The following is an 18,895-nucleotide window of genomic DNA, read 5'->3' as shown; positions in this document are numbered from 1 at the left end:
TGATCTCCCGCCGCAGCACACCGGAGCACAGCGATGGCGCCCTACGAAGCGTCCCTCCCGCCGTCGGCGAACGTATCCAAGCCGCGGCGCAGTGCCAGGAGCACGCTGTTGAGAAGGAGGTCGTCGGGGCCGCCCGCTCGGTCGGATGCGGCTCGCACCAGATCCGCGAGCTCGTCGTCCACCCTGACCAGATCCTCACGCCGAGCCGCGCCGTCCATCATCGTGAGGGTCCCCGCAAGCAGCCGGATGGAGTGCACGATCGGTGCCCGCAGATCCGGTGGGAGCCTCGTCGGGCGTCCATCGGGACCGGGTGCGAAGTGGTCGCGCACGATGAGGTCAGCCAGGTCGGCAGCGACGAACGTCAATCTCTCAACCGCATCCGCCTCCCGCACGAGCGCGTCGATGTCGGCGGAGTAGCGCTTGGCCCGGCGATTCGCGCGGCGGGCCTCGAGTGCTTGCCCGATCGCCTGCCGCATCGTGAGCCGGGCACGATCCAGGTCGCGGTGTTGTTCCTCCCATTCCGTCGGGGCCGGAAAGTCGGTCGTCTCCAGAACCTGCGCGAGATCACCGAGCTGAGCAGCCAGACGTTCCCGGGTCGCCCGGATCGAGCGCGCCGCCGGGCCCATCGGCAGCGGCGGGAAGAGGGCGTTGACGGCGATGCCGACGCCTGCGCCCAGCAGCGTCAACCCGGCATAGGAGCCCGCGAAGGCGGCATCGCCGTGGCCGATGATCAGGGTGAAGATCGCCGCCGTCGGCACCCAGCCGCCCATGGGACCGAGCCACCGCAGCCCGGCCAGGGCCACGCCGACGGCGACCACCAGGACGACGGTGAGCGGCGACGTCGTGCCGATCACCAGATCTACGACGCCCGCGGTCAGGCCACCGAGCGCGATGGCGGCGACCGCCTGCACGGACTCCCTGACCGAGCTCGACACGGTGGCGGTCGTGGCGATGACCGCTCCGAACGGCGCGTAGTACGGGTACTGCGCCGCCGCGTCCGGCAGGAGGCTCACGATCATCCACGCCAGCCCCGCCGCCGACGCCGCCCGCAGCGTCAGCGCGATCCGGGGCTGCAGGAGCCAAGTCTGGGAGAACCAACGAATGAGCCGGGACACATTGCCAAGGCTCGCATCCGATCGGGAGCCCGGCACTCGGTGATTGGTTCGGCTCGCCGGTCCCGATGGTGTCCGCCACTATGATCCGATGACCGAAGCCGAACCATCACCGACCCGTCTACGGCAAGGCATCGGCGCGGGCTTGCTGTTCGCGTTCATCCTCGGCGACGTGCTCGGAGCCGGTGTCTACGCGTTGACCGGAGAGCTCGCCGCCGACGCGGGCGGCCTGATGTGGGTACCGATCGTCATCGCGATGGGCATGGCATTGCTGACCGCGGGCTCCTACGCCGAGCTCGTCACGAAATACCCGCGCGCCGGTGGGTCGGCCATCTTCGCCCAGCGCGCATTCGGCCGACCGGTCGTCTCCTTCCTCGTCGGCTACTGCATGCTGTCTGCGGGCATCGTGAGTGTGGCGGGACTCGCGATCGCGTTCAGCGGTGACTACCTGGCTACGTTCCTCGCGGTCCCCGTTCCCGTGGCTGCCCCGATCTTCCTGTTCCTGCTCGCCCTTCTGAACCTGCGTGGCATCAGGGAATCGGTGACGTCGAACCTGGTGATGACCATCATCGAGGTCAGCGGTCTGGTTCTGGTGATCGTCCTCGTCGGACTGGCCCTCGGAGCGGGTCGCGGCGACGTGGCACGGGTGCTGGAACCACCGCCGGGTCCCGGGGCCGGCTTCGCGGTACTGGGTGCAGCGCTCCTCGCGTTCTACAGTTTCGTCGGGTTCGAGACCTCGGCCAATGTGGCCGAGGAGGTCCGCGACGTCTCACGGGTGTACCCACGCGCCCTGTTCGGCGCCTTGATCGTGGCTGGCGTCGTCTACGTCCTCATCGCGCTCGCCGCGGCGGCGATGCTCCCGGCCCAGGACCTGGCCGGCTCGAGCGGCCCGCTGCTCGAGGTCGTCAACGCCACCGGGTTCTCGGTGCCCAGCTGGCTGTTCAGCGCGATCGCCCTGATCGCCGTCGCGAACGGGGCCCTCCTGACCTCGATCATGAGTTCCCGCCTCACCTACGGCATGGCCGACGAAGGGCTGTTCCCCGGCGTGTTCGCCCGGCTGCTACCCGGGCGCCGCACCCCGTGGGTGGCGATCCTCGCGACGACGGCGCTGTCCGCGCTCCTGGCCGCGGTCGGCACCCTTGAACTGCTCGCCGAGACCGTCGTGCTGTTCCTGCTGTTCGTTTTCATCTCGACGAACCTGGCGGTCCTGGTGCTGCGACGCGACGAACCCGGCCACGCGCACTTCCGGGTGCCCACCGTTGTCCCGGTCCTCGCCCTGATCAGCTGCCTGATCCTGCTGGTCCAGCAGTCCTGGCAGGTGTGGGCGCTGGGCGGAGGCCTTATCGTCCTGGGTCTCGTCCTGCATGCCGCACATCGGCGGTTCAGCGAGGCGAGCGGCTGAACTGCAGGTCAGCCGGCGCCGGTCCCCTCCAGTCCCGGCAGGTCCTCGGTGGCCGGTCCCTCGATGAGGGTGCCGTCGGTCGTGAAGCGGGACCCGTGCAGCGGGCAGTCCCAGCTCCGTTCGGCATCGTTCCAGTGCACCACCCCACCCAGGTGGGTGCAGGTGGCCGAGACGGTCCGGGTCACCCCGTCGGTGGTGGAGATCGCGACCGGGCGCCCTCCGGCCCGGCCCACGCACCCGGTGCCCTCGAGTGGAGCAGCGTCGGGGACCGGCTCGAGCGCCGCTACCCGGTCGCCGACCAGATCGGCGACGACCTTGAGATTCTGCTTCACGCCGGTGCCCACCCCGGCAACTTCGTGACGGCTCCAGCTCGCGAACGCATCAGCCCATTCGGGCACACCGCCGTCGACCAGTCCGCTGAGGACGGCAGCAGCGGCCGCGCCGGTGGTCAGGCCCCACTTCGCGAAACCGGTCGCGACCAGCACCCGGTCGTTCGACGGCGTCAAGGGACCGACGTAGGGCAGCGCATCGATCGGGTGGTAGTCCTGGGCGGACCATCGGTGTGTCACCTCCGCTCCCTGGTAGTGCCGCAACGCCCATGCGGCCAGGTCCTCGACCGCTTCCCGTTCGGATCTGCTGCTCCCGACCGGGTGGGAGTTCCCACCGACCAGGAGCGTTTGCCCTTCCCCGTGGGGGGTGGTGCGGATCGACCGGGTCGGACTGCCGGCGGACAGATACATGTCCGAGGGGCGAAGGTCGGGCAGCCGCAGAGCGAGGGCATAGGACCGCTGCGGCGCGACCCTCGCGAAGAACCCGCCCCGATCCGCGATCGGGATACCCGTAGCGAGCACGACCCGGTCCGCGCGCACGGAGCCGCGGTCCGTGGTCACCAGGTGGTCGGGGCCGTCGTCGACGTCGGTGACCCGCGCGCCCGTGCACACGCGCACGCCGCGGGCGGTGGCGTCGGCGGCGAGCGCGGCGAGGAGTTCGAGTGGATCCAGTTGCGCCTGGTCCGCGAGGACCAAACCACCCGCGAACGGGAAGGGCACGTCGTCCTGCGCCCGCCAGGTCACGGGCAGCCCCACGTCCTCGCAGACCCGCTGCTCCTCCTCGACCAACGCCACCTCGTCGGGGCTCACGGCGTAGGTCACGGCGCTCGGACGCTGTACCCCGACCCCAGCACTCGCGCAGAAATGCAACAGCCAGTCCTGCCCGAACCGCCCACCGGCCACGTAGTGCGCGAGCAGGTCGCTGGACTGCTTCGCGGCGATCTCGGACTGCCGGCGCCCCTGCAGAACGGACACCTTCGCCGTCGAGGAGCCGGTGGTGCCGGCGCCCACGCGCCGTGCTTCGAGCACCACGACACGGCAGCCGCGAGCGGCCAGCATCACCGCAGTGCTCAGCCCGGTGATGCCGGCACCGATCACAGCCACGTCATACTCGCCGCCGACCGCAGCCACCGGGCCCGGCACCGATGTCGTCATGGATCTCCAGTAGTTCTCCATGGCTCAGGCCTGCGGGTCCAGGACGACCTTGATGCAGCCGTCCTCCTTCTTCTGGAACGTCCGGTAGGCCCCGGGCGCGTCCTCCAGGGACAGCCGGTGGGTGCGCAGGTCGAGGACGCCGAGGGGATCGGCGTCGTCCGCCACCAGTGGCAGCAACGCCTCGGCCCATCTGTGCACGTTCGCCTGTCCCATCCGCACGGTGAGCTGCTTGTCGAACATCTCCATCATGGGCAGGGGGTCGGCCGCGCCGCCGTAGACACCCGAGAGTGAGAGAGTGCCCCCGCGCCGCACGGCGCTGATGGCGGTGCGCAATGCCGCCAGGCGGTCGATCCCGGCCCTCTTCATCAGTGGTGCGGCCAGTACGTCGGGCAACACCCCCGCGACCTTCTGCACGCCCGCCGCTACCGGCGAGCCATGGGCCTCCATCCCGACGGCGTCGATCACGGCATCGGGTCCGCGGCCGGCCGTGAGGCCGCGCACCATGGCGGGCAGATCGTCGATCTCGCGCAGGTCCAGCACCTCGGCCCCGTGCCGGGCCGCCATGGCGAGACGTTCAGGCACGAGGTCCGCTGCGAGAACCCGCGATGCGCCGCGGTGAATCGCGATGCGCGCACTCATCTGGCCGATCGGCCCGAGCCCGAGCACCAGAACCGTCGCGTTCTCGGGCACGCCCGCGTACTCCACCGCCTGCCACGCCGTCGGCAGCACGTCCGAGAGGTAGAGGTAGCGCTCGTCCGGGCTGGCATCGTCCGGCACCGGGATCGGCCCGAACTGCGCCTGCGGGACGCGCAGGTACTGCGCCTGGCCGCCCGGGACCTGCCCGTAGAGCTTCGTGTAGCCGAACAGGGCCGCGCCCTTGTCCTGGGATCGCACCTGCGTCGTCTCGCACTGGGTGTGCAGGCCGCGCTCGCACATCCAACAGGAACCGCACGCGATCGGGAACGGGATCACCACCCGGTCGCCGGGCCGGATCCGGCTCACCTCGGAACCGACCTCCTCCACGATGCCCATCGCCTCGTGGCCGAGGACGTCCCCGGGGTCGAGGAACGCCCCCAGCACGCTGTACAGGTGCAGATCCGACCCACAGATCGCCGTCGACGTGACCTTGACCACGGCGTCCGTGGGCTCCTGGATCACCGGGTCCGGTACGTCCTGTACCTGGACGTCCTCGTTGCCCTGCCAGGTCACCGCTCGCATCAGAAGATCGCCTTCCCGCCCGTTACACCGAGCACCGTGCCGCTGACGTAACTGGCCTCGTCCGAGGCGAGGAACACGAACGCGGCGGCGACCTCGACGGGTTGCCCAGGGCGGCCGAGTGGGGTGTCGGCCCCGAAGTCCTTGACCTTCTCGGCGTCGAACGTGCTGGGGATCAGCGGCGTCCAGATCGGCCCGGGGGCAACGGCGTTCACCCGGATCCCCTGCGGCCCCAGGTCGGCGGCCAGATTCACCATCAGGTTGTTCAAGGCCGCCTTCGTGGCGGCATAGTCGAGGAGCGGCTCGGACGGGTCGTAGGCCTGGATGGACGTCGTGAAGATCACGCTCGACCCGGAGCCGAGGTGCGGCACGATCGCCTTCGTCAGCCAGAAGCCCGCGAACACGTTGGTCTCGAAGACCTGCTCCAGCTGACCGCTGGGAAAGCCGGTGATCCCTCCAGTCTGCGCCATCTGGAAGCCCGCATTGTTGACCAGGACGTGGATCTCACCCAGGGCGTCGACGGCTGCCGCGGCGAGATCGACGTTGGCCGACTCGGTGCGCTGGTCGGTCGGGAGCAGTGCACAGCTGCGACCGGCGTCCTCCACTGCGGCGCGGGTGGCCTCGGCGTCCGCCTGCTCCTGCGGTAGGTACGCGATCGCCACGTCGGCGCCCTCCTTCGCGAATGCGATCGCCGTCGCTCGGCCGATGCCGGAGTCGCCCCCCGTGATCAACGCCTTCTTGCCCACCAGGCGCTCGCGCCCGGTGTGACTGTGCTCCCCGTGATCGGGTTGCGGGTCCATCTCCGTGGTCCGCCCGGGCCACGGTTGACTCTGGGCGGGGACGTTCGTCGGCTTCGCGCGTGAGGTCATGAATCATCGTGGTCCGGCTGACGTCGGTCCGCATCCGGAACGTTACTTGAGTCGTTCACGATTTCGATCTACCGTGCAGATATGGCCGCCATCGCCGACCCGTCGGATCTCGAGTTGCTGCGCACCTCCGGGCTGCGGGCGACCTCGGGGCGCCTGGCGGTCCTGGCTGCCCTCGACGAGACGCCCCACCTCGACGCCGAGACGGTGCGGCGGCGCCTCGGCGAACACGCACCGAGCCTCCAGGCGGTGCACAACATCCTGGCCGACCTGCACCAGGCCGGGCTGGTCCGCCGGTTCGAGCCGGCGCGGTCGTCCGCGCGGTACGAGCGCCTGGTGCATGACAATCACCACCACGCCGTCTGCTCGGTGTGCGGGAAGGTGACGGACGTCGCCTGCACGACCGGCGAGGCGCCCTGCCTGCACGGACCCACTCCGCCCGGCTTCGCCGTGGCGACCGCGGAGGTCATCTTCTGGGGCATCTGCGACGAGTGCGCTCGACCCACACCCGCGTAGGCACGCCTCTCCTTGCTGGCGCGAACGAGCCGACGGTTCTAAACTGGAGTCGTTCACGAATACAGCACCAGCACCGTCGCCCGACCGGCGGCCAGAAAGGCAGGATCTCGTGTCCACCACCACCACCATCGCCTCAGAGAAACTCCGCGCCAACCTCCAGCGGGTCCTCGTCGCCCTGGTCGACCTGCACGTCATGGGCAAGCAGGCACACTGGAACGTGACCGGCCGTGGCTTCCGGGACCTGCACCTGCAGCTCGACGAGCTGGTCGACGTGGCGCGTGAGCAGAGCGACGTCGTCGCCGAGCGTATGCGCGCCCTGCAGGTCGTGCCTGACGGCCGCATCGAGACCGTCGCCGCCACCACCGACCTGACCCCCTACCCTGCCGACCTCGTCTCGGTCGGCGACACGGTGGACACCATCGTCGAGCGCATCGCCCAGGTGACCGCGGTCGCCCGTGGGGTGCACGACGACGTCGATGCCGAGGACCCGACCACGGCCGACCTCCTGCACGCGATCATCGCCGACCTGGAGAAGCAGGCCTGGATGATCTCCTCGGAGAACCGCGAGGTCTGATCCTGAGTGCCAGCAGCGGCGTTCGGCCGCAACGCGAACGCCCGGCCCGCACAATGCGGACCGGGCGTTCGCCGGTTTCCGACGGTCGGCGTTCCTAACGGTCGGCGAGGTAGGCGATCTCCTCGAGGACCGTCGCCCTCGCGGCCTCGTCGGGGATGCGCCGCTGAGCGGCGGACGCCAACTCGTCCCAGTCCTCGTTGTCGAGGGCGGTGAGCAGCTGACGCTGGAAGCCCGTGGGTAGGTCGACCGCGATGATCCGGTCGCGCAGACCCTCGACGGTCACGACCACGGCGAAGGAGACCTCGTCGGTCGCGGTGCCGCCCGCTCCCTCCGCGGTCGCGGTCAGGACATGGCCACCGAGGCTCAGCCCGCTCGCGTCGACCACGTCGCCGACGGCCACGGGTGCGCCGTCGAGCGTGTAGGAGACCGACGTCGCGTCGGTGCTGGCCGCGGCCACGATGATCTGCCCCGCGCGCTCGACCTCGGCGCCGTCCGCGACTGCGACCAGGTCCACGGTCGGCTCGGCAGGCTCGGCCGGCTCGGCTGCGTACTGGGCCTCGCGCCAGCCGATGTAGGCGCCGGGACGGTCGGTGACGATGCCGTCGACACCCAGGTCGGTCAGTTCCTGCCAGGCGCTCGCGCCGTTCACGGTGTAGGGCAGCACTGCGATCCCTGCCTCGTGCAACCCCTCGATGATCTCGGCGGTCAGGCCGCCGGTCGCCGATGGGTTGTACATGGTGGCGCCCACCGACTGGGACACGGCCACCGGGTCGGCGTCGACGGCACCCCGGAGCACGCCGCGCGGGATCTCGGGGGCGTAGTCGCGCGCGTACCCCACCGCGGCGAGGTCGAAGGACTCGATGACCACCCGGCCGGCCAGGCCGGCCTCGCGGATCAGGTCGATCATGTGCTCGACCTCTGCACGGGTCTCCGGGCCCTTGATCTCGAGCATCAACGTGGCCGGGTTTCGCTGCATCAGCTCGAGGATCTGCGCGAACGTGGGCAGCGGCTCCCCCGCGAAGACGGGATCACGCCACGACCCGGCATCGAGGGTCTGCAGGTAGCTGCTCTCGAGCAGTGCCACGTCGCCGGTGCCGTCGGTGGTCCGGTCGACCGTCTGGTCGTGCAGCACGATGGGTACCCCGTCGGCCGTGGTGTGCACATCGATCTCGAAATACTCGGCGCCCGACTGCATGGCGGCCGCCTCCGAGATGAGCGTGTTCTCCGGCAGCACCTGGGAGTACCCACGGTGGGCGACGACCACCGGCAGTTCCCCGTCGTCGATGATGAAGTCGGCCGGCTCGATCTCGGTCACGAGGATGTCGTCGAAGCTGACGGTCGAGTTGTCCGCGACGAGGCCGAGCACGCCGGCCTCGGAACGCTGGATCTGACCACGCAGGACGAGTTCGCCGTCGAAGTACCACTTCGCCGACGTGCCCTGGACCTCGACGGCGACCCGCACGTCCTGGCCGACACCGGCGTCGTAGGGTGCGGCCGCGGTGTAGGGGACGTTCCAGCCGCCGCCAGCCGTGCGGTTGGCGAGCTCGATGCCGTTGCCGGCCGAGCTGGTGGTGCGCATGGCGGCCTGCCACCACGGCGTCGAACCGTCCGGAGCGATGTCGAGGGCGACCGCCGCCCACCGGGTGGCGTTGGCGACCGACTCGAAGCGGACCGTCGCCTCCACCCGGTAGTTGTCCAGGTGGGTGCCGAAGGTGAGCTGGTCGATGCCGCCGGCGGTGACGACGAGGCGGCCGTCCTCGACGCGCCAGTCCCCCTCGATGGGGGTCCAGCCGTCGGGAATCTCGCCCGAGTCGAAGTTCTCCGAGAGGACGACGTCGCCCGGCTCGGCGGACGCCGGCACGGGAACCGAGACGACGATCCCTGCTGCGGCGAGCGTCATTGCGGCCAGACCCGTGATCGCGCGCCGTGGTGTGATGTTCATGGGAACTCCAAGTTCTCCGGTGAAGGATGGCGGCTCCACCCTATGAAGCCCGCATAGCCAGCCATCGTCCGTCCGGAGAACACGGGGTAGCGCGTCGACGGCGAGCGTGCGATGCCGGGGCCGCCCAGCCGACGCCATCCGTCACGCCGTATGTCGAGGCTGGGCGTCGGCGGGAACCGTCGGACCGCCGCGTCTGGCGACGGCATCGGCGAGGCTCTGTCGGATCCATGGCAGTTCGAGTTCCGCGTGCACCGCTTCGGCACCAGCGGTCGCGGCGCGCAGTGACTCGATGCCGGCGTCGAGATCGCCCAGGGTCACCTGCAGGCGGCCGATGACAGCGTCAACGGGACCCCAGTACTGGCCGAAGCGGAAGATGCCGTGCTCGCCCCGGTGACGCAGCAGATGCTCCAGGCACGGCTCCAGGCCGCGCTGGTGGCCGGACCGCACACAGGCTCGGCCCAGGAGCAACAGTCTGGGAACGATGTCACTGTCCGGGATGGCCTCATCGCGGACCTCGTCGAGCAGGTCGTCGCACTGCTCGCGGGCCGCGTCGAGCGACCCCGCCAATGTCTGCATGTACGCCCGCACGTACCGCATGATCGGATGCCTGTTCGCCCAGGTGGGATTGGCCACCAGCGGCGACCGCTGGGCGGCATGGAAGTCGTTCGAGACCAGGGCCAGGTAGGTCAGTTGCCCGTAGAGACTGGCAGCGCGGTGGGCGTTCTCGGAGGGCTCGGGGTGGCGCGGGGCGGCGAGCGCCTCTTCGATCAGCCGGCGTGCGCGCTCGAGCCTGCCGGTCGCGATGCTGGTGGCGATGCGCCACTGACTGAGATCGAATCGGGTCCGGTCACTGGCGTCGTTGATCGGTGCCGAGCACGGCGGTTGGTCATCCATGGCCCGTAGCCCGGAGGCAACCTCGCTGACCCACAGCCGCAGCCAGGCACCGACCGGGTCCGCCGTGGCATCGGTGACGAGTCGCCGAGCGGTCGCGAGTTGGTCCGTGACGTCCTGGTGCTCCCAGATCGCCATCCGGAGCCGGCCGGACAGGTCGGGTTCCGCGTCGGTGGCCGAGTCGAGCAGCTCGACCGCACGCGCCGGCCGATAGACCTGGATGGCCGCGAGCGCTTCGCCGGCCAGGTCCGGCGCCTTCGCGATGGTGCCGTCGACGCACGCCTGCGCCACCGCGTCCGCCAGGTTGCCGGTCACCTCGACTCCGACCCGGCGGGTGTATTGGGTGCGCAGGGCCCCGAGTGCCGCGAACATTCTCCATCGGGTCCACCCGGAGGTTCGCGCCAGGTGCAGCAGCGACTCGTACAGCTCGTTCGCGGCCTTGATCTGGCCCGCTGCCGCGCTCGCTTCGGCGGCCAGCCCGAGCAGGCGCGCAGACCGTTCATCCGGCTCCGGCGGGCCATCCATGGCCAGGTAGTCCAGGCCCGTGCGGTAGTGGGACGCGGCCTGCGCGAAGTCGAGTTGTGCCGCGGCCGCCTGACCCGCGGCACTGAGCGTGTCCACGACCTCGCTGGTCGGAGCGATCGGCCAGCCTCGCGTGTCATGGTGGGCGAGCAGATCGGGTGGGCACGGCCGGTTCAGGCCGTGGCGCCGCAGCGCCCGCCCGATGGCGGCGTGGATGCGCGTCTGCTGCTCGGCCGGCAGTTGCCCGTACAGGTGCTCCCGGATCAGGGTGTGCACGAAGTCGTAGGAGCCGGCAGTCGCACGGCCCTCCCGGATCAGCCCATGGTGCACGGCCTCGGTGAGGTGGTCCCGCCAGGTCGGCAGATCGCGGCGGGACTCCTCGGCCAGCGCCACGAGCGTCGTGAGACTGAAGCTGTCGCCCACGGCGGCGGCGATTCGCAGCGCCTGGACGACCTCGCCCGGCACGATGCGCAGGTGGGCATCGATGGCCGCCGTCAGGTCGTCGGGCCGCTCGTCGGAGCCGGTGTGCGCGCTCTGTTGCAACTGGCGGACGTACAACGGGTTCCCGCCCGTCAGCCGGCGCGTGGTGACTGCTCGGTCGTCATCGGCGCTGCACCCGAGGAGTTCGGCGACATCGGCGACGCCCAGACCCTGCAGGCGGGTCCGTCGCTCGACCCACGGCGTCAGCACCTCCGGCAGGCGACGGCGCCGGGAGGTCACGATGACCGCAAGGGGCAGGTCGTCGGCGAGTTCCAGCAGCGCTGCGATCGCGTCCGTCGTGGCGGCCGGGGCCCAGTGCAGGTCCTCCACCACGAGGGCGAGGCCGTCGGGTTCCGCGAGGGACCGCAGGCGGGAGATCAGTTCCGTGTGGAGGAGGTCGACACTCGCGGCCGGGTCGGCGTCCGCCTCGCCGAGGAGGAGCCTGGCCAACGCGGACGCGCTGTGACCGGCAGGGACCAACGGCGCGAACGCCGCGTACGGCAGCGTGCGCCGGGGATCGCAGCGCAGGGTCACGGTCGCGACCGGGCGCTCACCTGCGGTGAGGCTCGCGACGACCGCGCCCGCCAAGGTCGACTTGCCGATCCCCGCCTCCCCCGTGATGGCGAGCACCGTGGGCTTGCCATCACGGAGCGCAGCTCCGGCGGACTCGACGAGTGCTGCCAGCGGCTCGGTCCGTCCGATCAGATCGTCGGGTGTGACGACGCGGTCGGCTGCCCGCCGCCGCGATGGTCCGGCCGGCACCGGTGCGCCGTCGAGTCCGCTGATGGCACTCGATAGTTCAGGCCCCGGCTCGATGCCCTGGTCGATCAGGGCACGCCGGGCCCGGTCGCAGACGCGGTGGGCATCGGCGAGGTTGCCGAGCTCGGTGTGGGATCGGATCAGGAGCGCCTGAGTGTGCTCCCAGTCCGGCCGCTCCGCCGCGACGCGTTGGAGCATCTCGACGGCCTCGTGCTGCCGGCCCGTCGCGGCCAGCAGCTCGCCGAGCCGTTCCATCGCGCCCAGGTGCAGTTCCGTGAGCCGATCGGCCTGCGCCGCCGGAAGGAACCGTTCCGGCTCTTCGGGGCTGCGCCACATCGTCAGCGCCTGCGTCAGCGCGGTGATGGCACCCGGCTGGTCGCCACCCCGGGACAGCGCGCTCCCGCGCTGCAGCAGCGCCTCGAACTCCTCCACGTCCACGGTGCACCCGTCCCGGGCCAGCCAGTACCCGTACTGGTCGGACTCGATCGCGTGTCCACCCCACTTCTTGCGAAGGCGCCACACCAGGGTGGCCAGCGAGCGACGCGGTTTGGGTGGCAGGTGATCTCGATACACCTCATCCACCAGCTCCGAGAGCGGGAGCCGTACGTCTCGGCGCGCGGCGATCGCGAGGGTCGCGATCAGGCGTTGCTGGGTGCGTCCTCGCGGCGTCATGTCGACGTCGTCGATCGTGACCGTGAGCCTGCCGAGGATCGAGATCCGGACGATCGGCCTGGCCGCCTGGTGGGCAGCACTTCGGGCCCCGGATGTCTGCCGGACAGCCTCCATCGTCTACGCCACCTCCCCCCGCGCGAGTCCCACTCTACTGATGGGAAGTCGCGCCGACTACTAGGAAGTCGCCTGAAGTTCACCGATCCGTACGAACGCACAAGAGGCGTCCGCGTGGCCTCATGGACGCCTAATGGAGTGGCTCGTCGTCGACGTCGATGATCGACAATGATGCGACCCGCAGATCGCGATGCGCGATCAGATCCGTCAGACGCCTCGAGGCGGGGTGCCCGCCGAAGTCCGATGCCGTCTGTCGGAGCACCCCCAGCGCATCGGCTTGGCGGTCCATCAGATGCAGCGCGCGAGCCAGCAGGAGCCGCAGGCCCAGCCGGTCCGGGTGGGTGTCGACCAGATCGCGCAGGTCCGCGACCGTCGTGAAGTCCACGCCGCCATGCATCGAGACCTCCTGCTGCATCTCGAGCACCCCGACCCGGACACGTCGCAATCGTTCGATCTCCGGCGTTGCCGACACGCGTGCGGCCAGTTCCGGATACGGATCCGAGCGCCACAGGGAGATCGCCACGTCGACGTCCGCCGCGACGAGGTCGTGCTCACCCTCCCGAAGGTGCCGGCGAGCGGCCGTGGCCAGTGCGGTGAACCGCACGGCGTCGATCGAGTCGTCGGGCACCGTGAGCCGGGCGGTCGCGAGGTCCCGTACCAGGGTGCCGGTCGGGAGCGCCGACGCCAGTCTGCGCACCAGGGCACGTACCCGCTGGATCGCGTCCGGCCCGACGTCATCGCTCACGACGTGCGACAACTCGTCGATCCGCACCGGTCGGTTGGCGTGCATCACGAGCCATCCGAGCACCGATGCGGTCTGCCCACCGATGTCTATCGGACCCTCATCGGACGTGGCCCGAAGCGGACCCAGAACGTCAATACGCATCATTCTCCGTTCGAGGCGTCTGTCGGGCGGCTCGGCGAGCCCGCCCCTGCTTCCTTTCCTCCACGGCAGTGTCCGACGCAGCGGCGCGCCGGCGGTCTGCGCCGACGGTCAGCGTAGCCGCGACGGACCCTCGCGGCAGGGTGAATCCGCCCGCCAGGACGCCGGGAACCCTCAATCGGGCGGGGAGGTCAACATGACCACCGATGTGTTGACCCAGCGGTGACAGGACGGCACCGGCCGGTGACCGCAGGGTGACCCGCGTTCGCACGTGCCTTGCGAGCGTAGGACGCATCGATGAGGCCCGCACAACGAGCCGGCCGTCGAACCACGCACCGAGGAGACACCGCACCCATGTACTCGAGCCGAGTCCCCGGCATCGGACTGACAGCCGGCCTCGCCTACACCGGGATGGCCACCGGCCTCTACCTGCTCGTTGCCCTGATCGCCGTCGTCGGTGGCCTCCTGCTCCTCCGGGCGGCCCGGATGAAGCGCAGGGCCGCCTGATGAGGCCGCTCCTGATCGGGATCTCACTCGTGATCGTGGTGACGTTCCTCACCTACCTGACCACCATCGCCCGGGCCTACTTCCGACGGTCCCCGGACCGGACCGGTGACGCGGACGCGTTCGAGTGGCACATGTTCGTGCCCTGCCGCGATGAGGAGGTCGTCGTCGGCGCCACCATCGAACGCCTCCGCACCGACTTTCCGCAGGCACACGTCTGGGTCATCGACGACGACAGCGACGACGCCACGGCGGATGTTGTCACCGGCCGGGCTGCCGTCGACCCGCTGGTACACCTCGTGCAACGGCGTCGACCGAACGCACGCACCGGTAAGGGTGACGCCCTCAATGCCGCCTACCATCGCCTGAACGCCCACCTGCCCGAGGACTGCCGACGCGACAAGGTCATCGTGTGCGTCATCGACGCGGATGGTCAGATGGCCGACACCGCGCTGTCGTACGTGGCAGGCGACGCGGTGTTCGGGGATCCCAAGGTCGGCGCGGCCCAGATCTCGGTGCGGATGCGCAACCGCGACGAGCGCACCCCCAGGCCGGACCGTGGCCGGACCGCCAATGCCTGGTCCCGGTACCTGGTCCGCATGCAGGACATCGAGTTCCGTACCGCGATCAGCGCGATGCAGGCCCTCCGGACCCGGACCCGCAGCGTCGGTCTGGGCGGCAACGGCCAGTTCACCCGACTGCGCGTCCTGGATGAGATCGCGGCCCGCGCCGGCGAACCCTGGCACGGTGCACTGCTGGAGGACTACGAGCTCGGCGTGCACGTGCTCCTGACCGGTCACGAGATCCGGTTCGTCGCTGACACGTTCGTCTCCCAGGAGGGTCTCACTGACACCAAGCGCCTCCTCACGCAACGGACCCGCTGGTCGCAGGGAAACATCCAGTGCATCAAGTACCTGCCGCAGATCGTGAACTCCTCTCACTTCTCCTCCGGCGGCGTGTTGGAGTCGGCCTACTACCTGCTCCTGCCGTTCATCCAGATGGTCGGTCTGTTCCTGTGGCCGACCCTGATGGTGCTCACCATCAACGGGACACTCCAGGTGCCGGGCGGCCTCGGACCCTGGCTCGCCGACTCGTGGTGGCTGCTGGCGCTGTTCTTCGTGATGAGCGTCGTGCCGTTCGCCATGTGGGGTCCGATCTACCGGGCCACGTGCGAGCCCGGTGCCACGTGGCGACGGTCGCTGCTCTGGGGCGTGGGCCTCTGGCTCTACATCTACTACATGTACGTCACGGTCTCCCGGGCGTTCATCCGTATCGCCCTGCGCCGCGACGGTTGGGCCAAGACCCGGCGGAACGCCGAGAACCTCGCCGTCGGCCTGACGGCGAAGGAGGCATGAGCACATGACCCCGACCCGTACCCGTGGGCACCGCATCGCCCGCATCGCCGCAGGGCTGCTGCTGCTTGCCGTGGCGGCCGCGCTGCTCGTGCAGCAGCAGCAGGTCCGCTATGGCGAGATCGCCCTCGCCGGCCTCTGGTTCGACGTGCTGCTCACCGGGGGCACGCACACGAACAAGGACGTCATCTACTTCGCCTGGTCGGACGGTCCGATGATCGGCATGCGCGACACGTGGGAGTGCACGGTCGCGCTGCTCGCCGGCCCGTTGTGCGCCATCGGTGCGCTGTTGCTCGCGCTCACCCGGATGCCCTGGCACCGGCTGCTCGCCGGGCTCGGCGTGGCGCTCGGACTGCTAGTCGTCGTCAACCAGCTGCGGCTCGCCATGATCGCGGTCTCGCTGCAGGGCTGGGGCATGGCCGGCTACGACCTCAGCCACAAGACGTTGGGATCGATCTTCGCGATCGCCGGGTTCGTCGTCGCGGCCGTCGTGTTCCTGAAGATCGCTTCCGGCTCCACCGAACGTCATCGCCCACGAGTCGCATGAGAAAGGAATGCGTTGTGAAGGCACGCCCGCACAAGTTGGGAGTGAAGCTGGCCGTGGCCGCAGTCGCGCTGACGGCGCTCGTAGTGGCCGCTGCACAGGTCATTCCCATCCGGGCCCTGCTTGGCCCGGCGGAGACAGGTTCGTCCTGCTCCTGCGGCCCGCTCTGAGGGCCGCGCCGCTAATCACCACTCACGCCATGTCTCCACTACAGGGGGTGTGGTGGCGGATCGCCACCACGTCATGGTCCACCAAGAGAAAGGAATCACTGTGAATGCACAAAGACGCACGAGGACTCGGGGGCGTGCGCTCGCCGTCCTGGCCGGGGTGGCCATGGCCGCCGGGCTCGGCGCGGCGGTGGCCGCGCCCAGCCACGCAGACGTGGTCGATCCTGATCCCGCCAAGGCCGATCTTCGAGGCACGGTCGTCGGTGCCACCTTCTCGGAGGTCGGTCAGGAGATCGCGCTGATCGTCACCGCATACAACATCGGAGTCGGCGACAGCACGAACTGGGTCATGACCACCACGCTCCCGGAGCAGTTGGCACCCGATCCGGTCGTCGCCGATACGAGCGACGACGGCGGTACCTGCACCGTCAGCGGCCGTACGGTCACCTGTGCCGGCGACGTCCTGCCGGCAGGACAGGGCTTCTCCATCCGCCTGGTCCTGACCGCGGCGGCTCCAGGGAGCGATATCATCACGAACACTGTGTTCGGTGATCAGGAGGACCCGAATCCGGGGAACAACACCGACACCGGGGTGATCACCGTGGGTGAGTCCGCAGCTCTCTCCGGCGACTGGGGAGCAAGCGCCGGCGACGTGATGGCTCCGGGAACCAACCGGAACTACAGCGTGGCGTTCACCTGCCTGTCCGCCGACGGGTGCGACTACACCCCCGGCATGACGATCACGGACCAGGCCACCAACGGCGGGTGGTTCTCGCCGGGTACCAACACCGTCTTCATCAACAACCTGAGCGGCATCGGCTCCTGTGAGGTGACCACCACCGAGGTCAGTTGCGCGGTGACCGCCTCCGGGCGCGTCAGCCAGGGTGATGTCATCAGTGCCCGGACCATCACCTACGTGGTGCCGGGCGACGCCCCGGCGGAGACCCAGATCTTCGCCCAGACGCTCGCTCTGCCGAGCGGGTGGGTCGGGAACGACACCGCCAACGATGTCTACCCGATCTCGACCCCGCCCGAGGTCGGGGCGCCGATCGCCTCCTGGCAGGCCGTGGCCGCGGTCGCCGGGCTCGCACTCCTCGGTGGCGGCGCGGTGCTGCTACGGCGTAGGCAGCAAGGGGCGCACCAGAGCGCGGTGTGATCCGCCGCTGACCAGGTCGCCGGGTGGGCCGGTCCCCGTCCAAGCCCACCCGGCGATCCCTCGCCGGAGCATCGAACGAACCCCAGGACGTCCATGACCACGCGAGCCGATGCACCCGAACAGCCCATCGCCGTCGTGCTCGGCACCCGGCCGAGATCATCAGACTGGCGGCAGCGCCACGTCCCAGGGCCCAGCCGGCCAGCACTGTGGTCAACTCTCGCCGGTATCCGGCTCCCCCGCTCGTGCCCCGACGGGTAGGGTCGGGACACACGTCGAGGAGGGGCCATGGGGGCCGGAACGGGCGGGGATGGGCAGCGACTGCTCGAGAACGACCTGAGCGCGCCGCCGGGCGCGTCGTCGCTTGTGCTGCCGTCGGGACCGCTGGGTCTGGTGGTCCGCGCGCTGATCGCCGCCCTGATGGTCGCAGGGCTCGTCCAGATCGCGTTGCAACCCGTGGAGCGAATGGTCGACGAGCTGCGCAACGACCTGCGCGCCGGGCGCGTGTCCGAGCTGACGATCGAGCGGCTGCCCACGGGCACAGAGGGCTCGGGAACCCTCCGGGTGGAATGGTCCGGACATTCCGGTCGGAGCGTGGCGTGGTACGAGTTCTCGAACCTGGCTGGTGAGCCACGCGTCGACGAGGGCGCCATCATCCTCGCGGACGCCGAGGACTCGCCGGAGCCCGTGTCGGTCACCTACAGCCAGGGCTGGGATCAGCCGGCCACCCAGATCAGCCTGGCAGCGTTCGCCGCCATGGCCGCGCTGATCCTGCTCGTCGTGGGCCCTGCGCCCCGGCTCGCGACGAAGTGGGCTTGGTTCTGGCTCACCTGCGCGGCGGCCCCGATCTGGCTGGCCTACCTGGTCCTCGAGCCGGTCCCGTGGTGGCAGCGCAGGCTGGTCACACCCAGACCCCGCCGGCTCACCGGCGGGTGGGGGTTCGTCGCCGCGCTGCTCCTGGTTCCGTTCGTGCTCGCGATCATCCCGGGTGGCTCGCGCTTCTACGGCTGGTGACACCCACCCTTGACCTTCTCACTGTGACAAGGTCTCTCATGGAGGGTGGAGGTGGTCACCATGACCCACACGCGTCCCCACGGCGCACAGTCCCTACGCACGCGGCTGCAGTCCCCCGACCCATCGGCGCGCCTGCAGGCGACACTGTCCGCCGGAACGTATCCCCGGCCCGAGTACGTCGACGTGCTGGTGGAGCGGTGCGCGATCGAGCCCGACTTCTACGTCCGCGACATGCTCACGTGGGCGCTCACCCGGCACGGTGCGCCGGCCACCGTCGACCGGGTGCTGCGTGAACTGACGTCGCAGATCCCGCAGGCCCGGAGCCAGTCGCTGCACACGCTGTCGAAGTTCGGCGACCCGCGGACCTGGCCCGCGATCACCACCGAGCTGCTCCAGGACGACGATGCGGAGGTCGCCCGCGCCGCGTGGCGCGCCGCCGTCGCCATCGTCCCGCCGGACGATGTCGCCGACCTTGCCGAGGTCCTGGCGACCCAGTTCGACCGGGGCGACCACGAGGTCCGCCGTAGCCTCAGCCGGGCCCTCGTCGACCTCGGGGACGCAGCCTCCGCCGTCGTCGAGAGGGCGACGACCCACCCCGACACCGGGGTGCGCCGGCACGCGATGGCGACCGAGCGGCTCATCCAGGACCCCGACGAGGGTTTCGAGGCCGCGGTCGACGAGGCGAACCGGGTCCTCGCGCTGCTCGGGTCACCCGTGGTGCGGGAGTGA

At 70.0% G+C, this 18,895-nt stretch carries 16 protein-coding genes; 9 read left to right on the top strand and 7 right to left on the bottom strand.

What is annotated here, in order from left to right:
* Nucleotides 1–41: 41 nt before the first annotated feature.
* Nucleotides 42–1,115 (bottom strand): FUSC family protein, encoded by a 1,074-nt coding sequence (locus KCQ71_RS01485; protein WP_223402080.1) that lies wholly within the window; start codon nt 1,113–1,115, stop codon nt 42–44.
* Between the two features lie 88 nt (nt 1,116–1,203).
* Here KCQ71_RS01485 and KCQ71_RS01480 point away from each other — a divergent pair, with 88 nt between their 5' ends.
* Nucleotides 1,204–2,514 (top strand): APC family permease, encoded by a 1,311-nt coding sequence (locus tag KCQ71_RS01480; protein ID WP_223402078.1) that lies wholly within the window; start codon nt 1,204–1,206, stop codon nt 2,512–2,514.
* Nucleotides 2,515–2,522: 8 nt separating this feature from the next.
* Here KCQ71_RS01480 and KCQ71_RS01475 read toward each other — a convergent pair whose 3' ends face one another.
* From KCQ71_RS01475 to KCQ71_RS01465, 3 genes are read right to left on the bottom strand one after another with little or no spacing between them, the layout of a single operon-like run.
* A complete protein-coding gene (locus tag KCQ71_RS01475) occupies nt 2,523–3,998 on the bottom strand; it encodes an FAD-dependent oxidoreductase (RefSeq protein ID WP_223402076.1) in 1,476 nt (491 codons plus the stop codon).
* A gap of 24 nt (nt 3,999–4,022) precedes the next feature.
* Nucleotides 4,023–5,216: a zinc-dependent alcohol dehydrogenase gene (locus KCQ71_RS01470; RefSeq protein ID WP_223402074.1), complete on the bottom strand. Its 1,194-nt coding sequence runs from the start codon at nt 5,214–5,216 to the stop codon at nt 4,023–4,025.
* Nucleotides 5,216–6,082, bottom strand: coding sequence for an SDR family oxidoreductase (locus KCQ71_RS01465; RefSeq protein ID WP_223402071.1), 867 nt, complete (start codon nt 6,080–6,082; stop codon nt 5,216–5,218). The genes KCQ71_RS01470 and KCQ71_RS01465 overlap by 1 nt, the downstream gene beginning before the upstream one ends.
* Before the next feature lie 81 nt (nt 6,083–6,163).
* Between KCQ71_RS01465 and KCQ71_RS01460 the strand changes: the two genes are divergently transcribed.
* Both KCQ71_RS01460 and KCQ71_RS01455 read left to right on the top strand, forming a co-directional pair.
* Entirely contained in the window at nt 6,164–6,595 is a 432-nt protein-coding gene (locus KCQ71_RS01460; RefSeq protein WP_223402069.1) for a Fur family transcriptional regulator, read from the top strand.
* Nucleotides 6,596–6,704: 109 nt separating this feature from the next.
* Complete coding sequence (locus KCQ71_RS01455; RefSeq protein ID WP_223402067.1) at nt 6,705–7,169, top strand: Dps family protein; 465 nt, start codon at nt 6,705–6,707, stop codon at nt 7,167–7,169.
* A gap of 94 nt (nt 7,170–7,263) precedes the next feature.
* Here KCQ71_RS01455 and KCQ71_RS01450 read toward each other — a convergent pair whose 3' ends face one another.
* The 3 genes from KCQ71_RS01450 to KCQ71_RS01440 form a co-directional block, all read right to left on the bottom strand.
* Nucleotides 7,264–9,111 (bottom strand): glycerophosphodiester phosphodiesterase family protein, encoded by a 1,848-nt coding sequence (locus tag KCQ71_RS01450; protein ID WP_223402065.1) that lies wholly within the window; start codon nt 9,109–9,111, stop codon nt 7,264–7,266.
* Nucleotides 9,112–9,252: 141 nt separating this feature from the next.
* Nucleotides 9,253–12,549: an ATP-binding protein gene (locus KCQ71_RS01445; protein ID WP_223402063.1), complete on the bottom strand. Its 3,297-nt coding sequence runs from the start codon at nt 12,547–12,549 to the stop codon at nt 9,253–9,255.
* Nucleotides 12,550–12,679: 130 nt separating this feature from the next.
* Nucleotides 12,680–13,339 (bottom strand): AfsR/SARP family transcriptional regulator, encoded by a 660-nt coding sequence (locus tag KCQ71_RS01440; RefSeq protein WP_223402062.1) that lies wholly within the window; start codon nt 13,337–13,339, stop codon nt 12,680–12,682.
* Between the two features lie 447 nt (nt 13,340–13,786).
* Between KCQ71_RS01440 and KCQ71_RS01435 the strand changes: the two genes are divergently transcribed.
* The 6 genes from KCQ71_RS01435 to KCQ71_RS01410 all read left to right on the top strand — a co-directional run bounded on the left by KCQ71_RS01435 (nt 13,787) and on the right by KCQ71_RS01410 (nt 18,895).
* The gene (locus KCQ71_RS01435; protein ID WP_223402060.1) at nt 13,787–13,939 is read left to right on the top strand and encodes a hypothetical protein; all 153 of its coding nucleotides are present in this window, start codon (nt 13,787–13,789) and stop codon (nt 13,937–13,939) included.
* Nucleotides 13,939–15,291 carry an XrtP-associated glycosyltransferase gene (locus tag KCQ71_RS01430; RefSeq protein ID WP_223402057.1) on the top strand — a complete coding sequence of 451 codons (1,353 nt, stop codon included), beginning with the start codon at nt 13,939–13,941 and terminating at the stop codon, nt 15,289–15,291. The genes KCQ71_RS01435 and KCQ71_RS01430 overlap by 1 nt, the downstream gene beginning before the upstream one ends.
* Before the next feature lie 4 nt (nt 15,292–15,295).
* Nucleotides 15,296–15,835, top strand: coding sequence for an exosortase/archaeosortase family protein (locus tag KCQ71_RS01425; RefSeq protein WP_223402055.1), 540 nt, complete (start codon nt 15,296–15,298; stop codon nt 15,833–15,835).
* Nucleotides 15,836–16,102: 267 nt separating this feature from the next.
* Nucleotides 16,103–17,155 carry a DUF11 domain-containing protein gene (locus KCQ71_RS01420; RefSeq protein ID WP_223402054.1) on the top strand — a complete coding sequence of 351 codons (1,053 nt, stop codon included), beginning with the start codon at nt 16,103–16,105 and terminating at the stop codon, nt 17,153–17,155.
* A 285-nt stretch (nt 17,156–17,440) separates the two neighbouring features.
* A complete protein-coding gene (locus tag KCQ71_RS01415) occupies nt 17,441–18,166 on the top strand; it encodes a hypothetical protein (protein ID WP_223402052.1) in 726 nt (241 codons plus the stop codon).
* Between the two features lie 60 nt (nt 18,167–18,226).
* On the top strand, nt 18,227–18,895 hold the full coding sequence (locus tag KCQ71_RS01410) for a HEAT repeat domain-containing protein (RefSeq protein ID WP_223402050.1): 669 nt from the start codon (nt 18,227–18,229) through the stop codon (nt 18,893–18,895).

The organism is Occultella gossypii (assembly GCF_019947135.1).
Lineage (GTDB): Bacteria > Actinomycetota > Actinomycetes > Actinomycetales > Beutenbergiaceae > Occultella > Occultella gossypii.
This window is presented reverse-complemented; position numbering and strand designations above follow the sequence as displayed.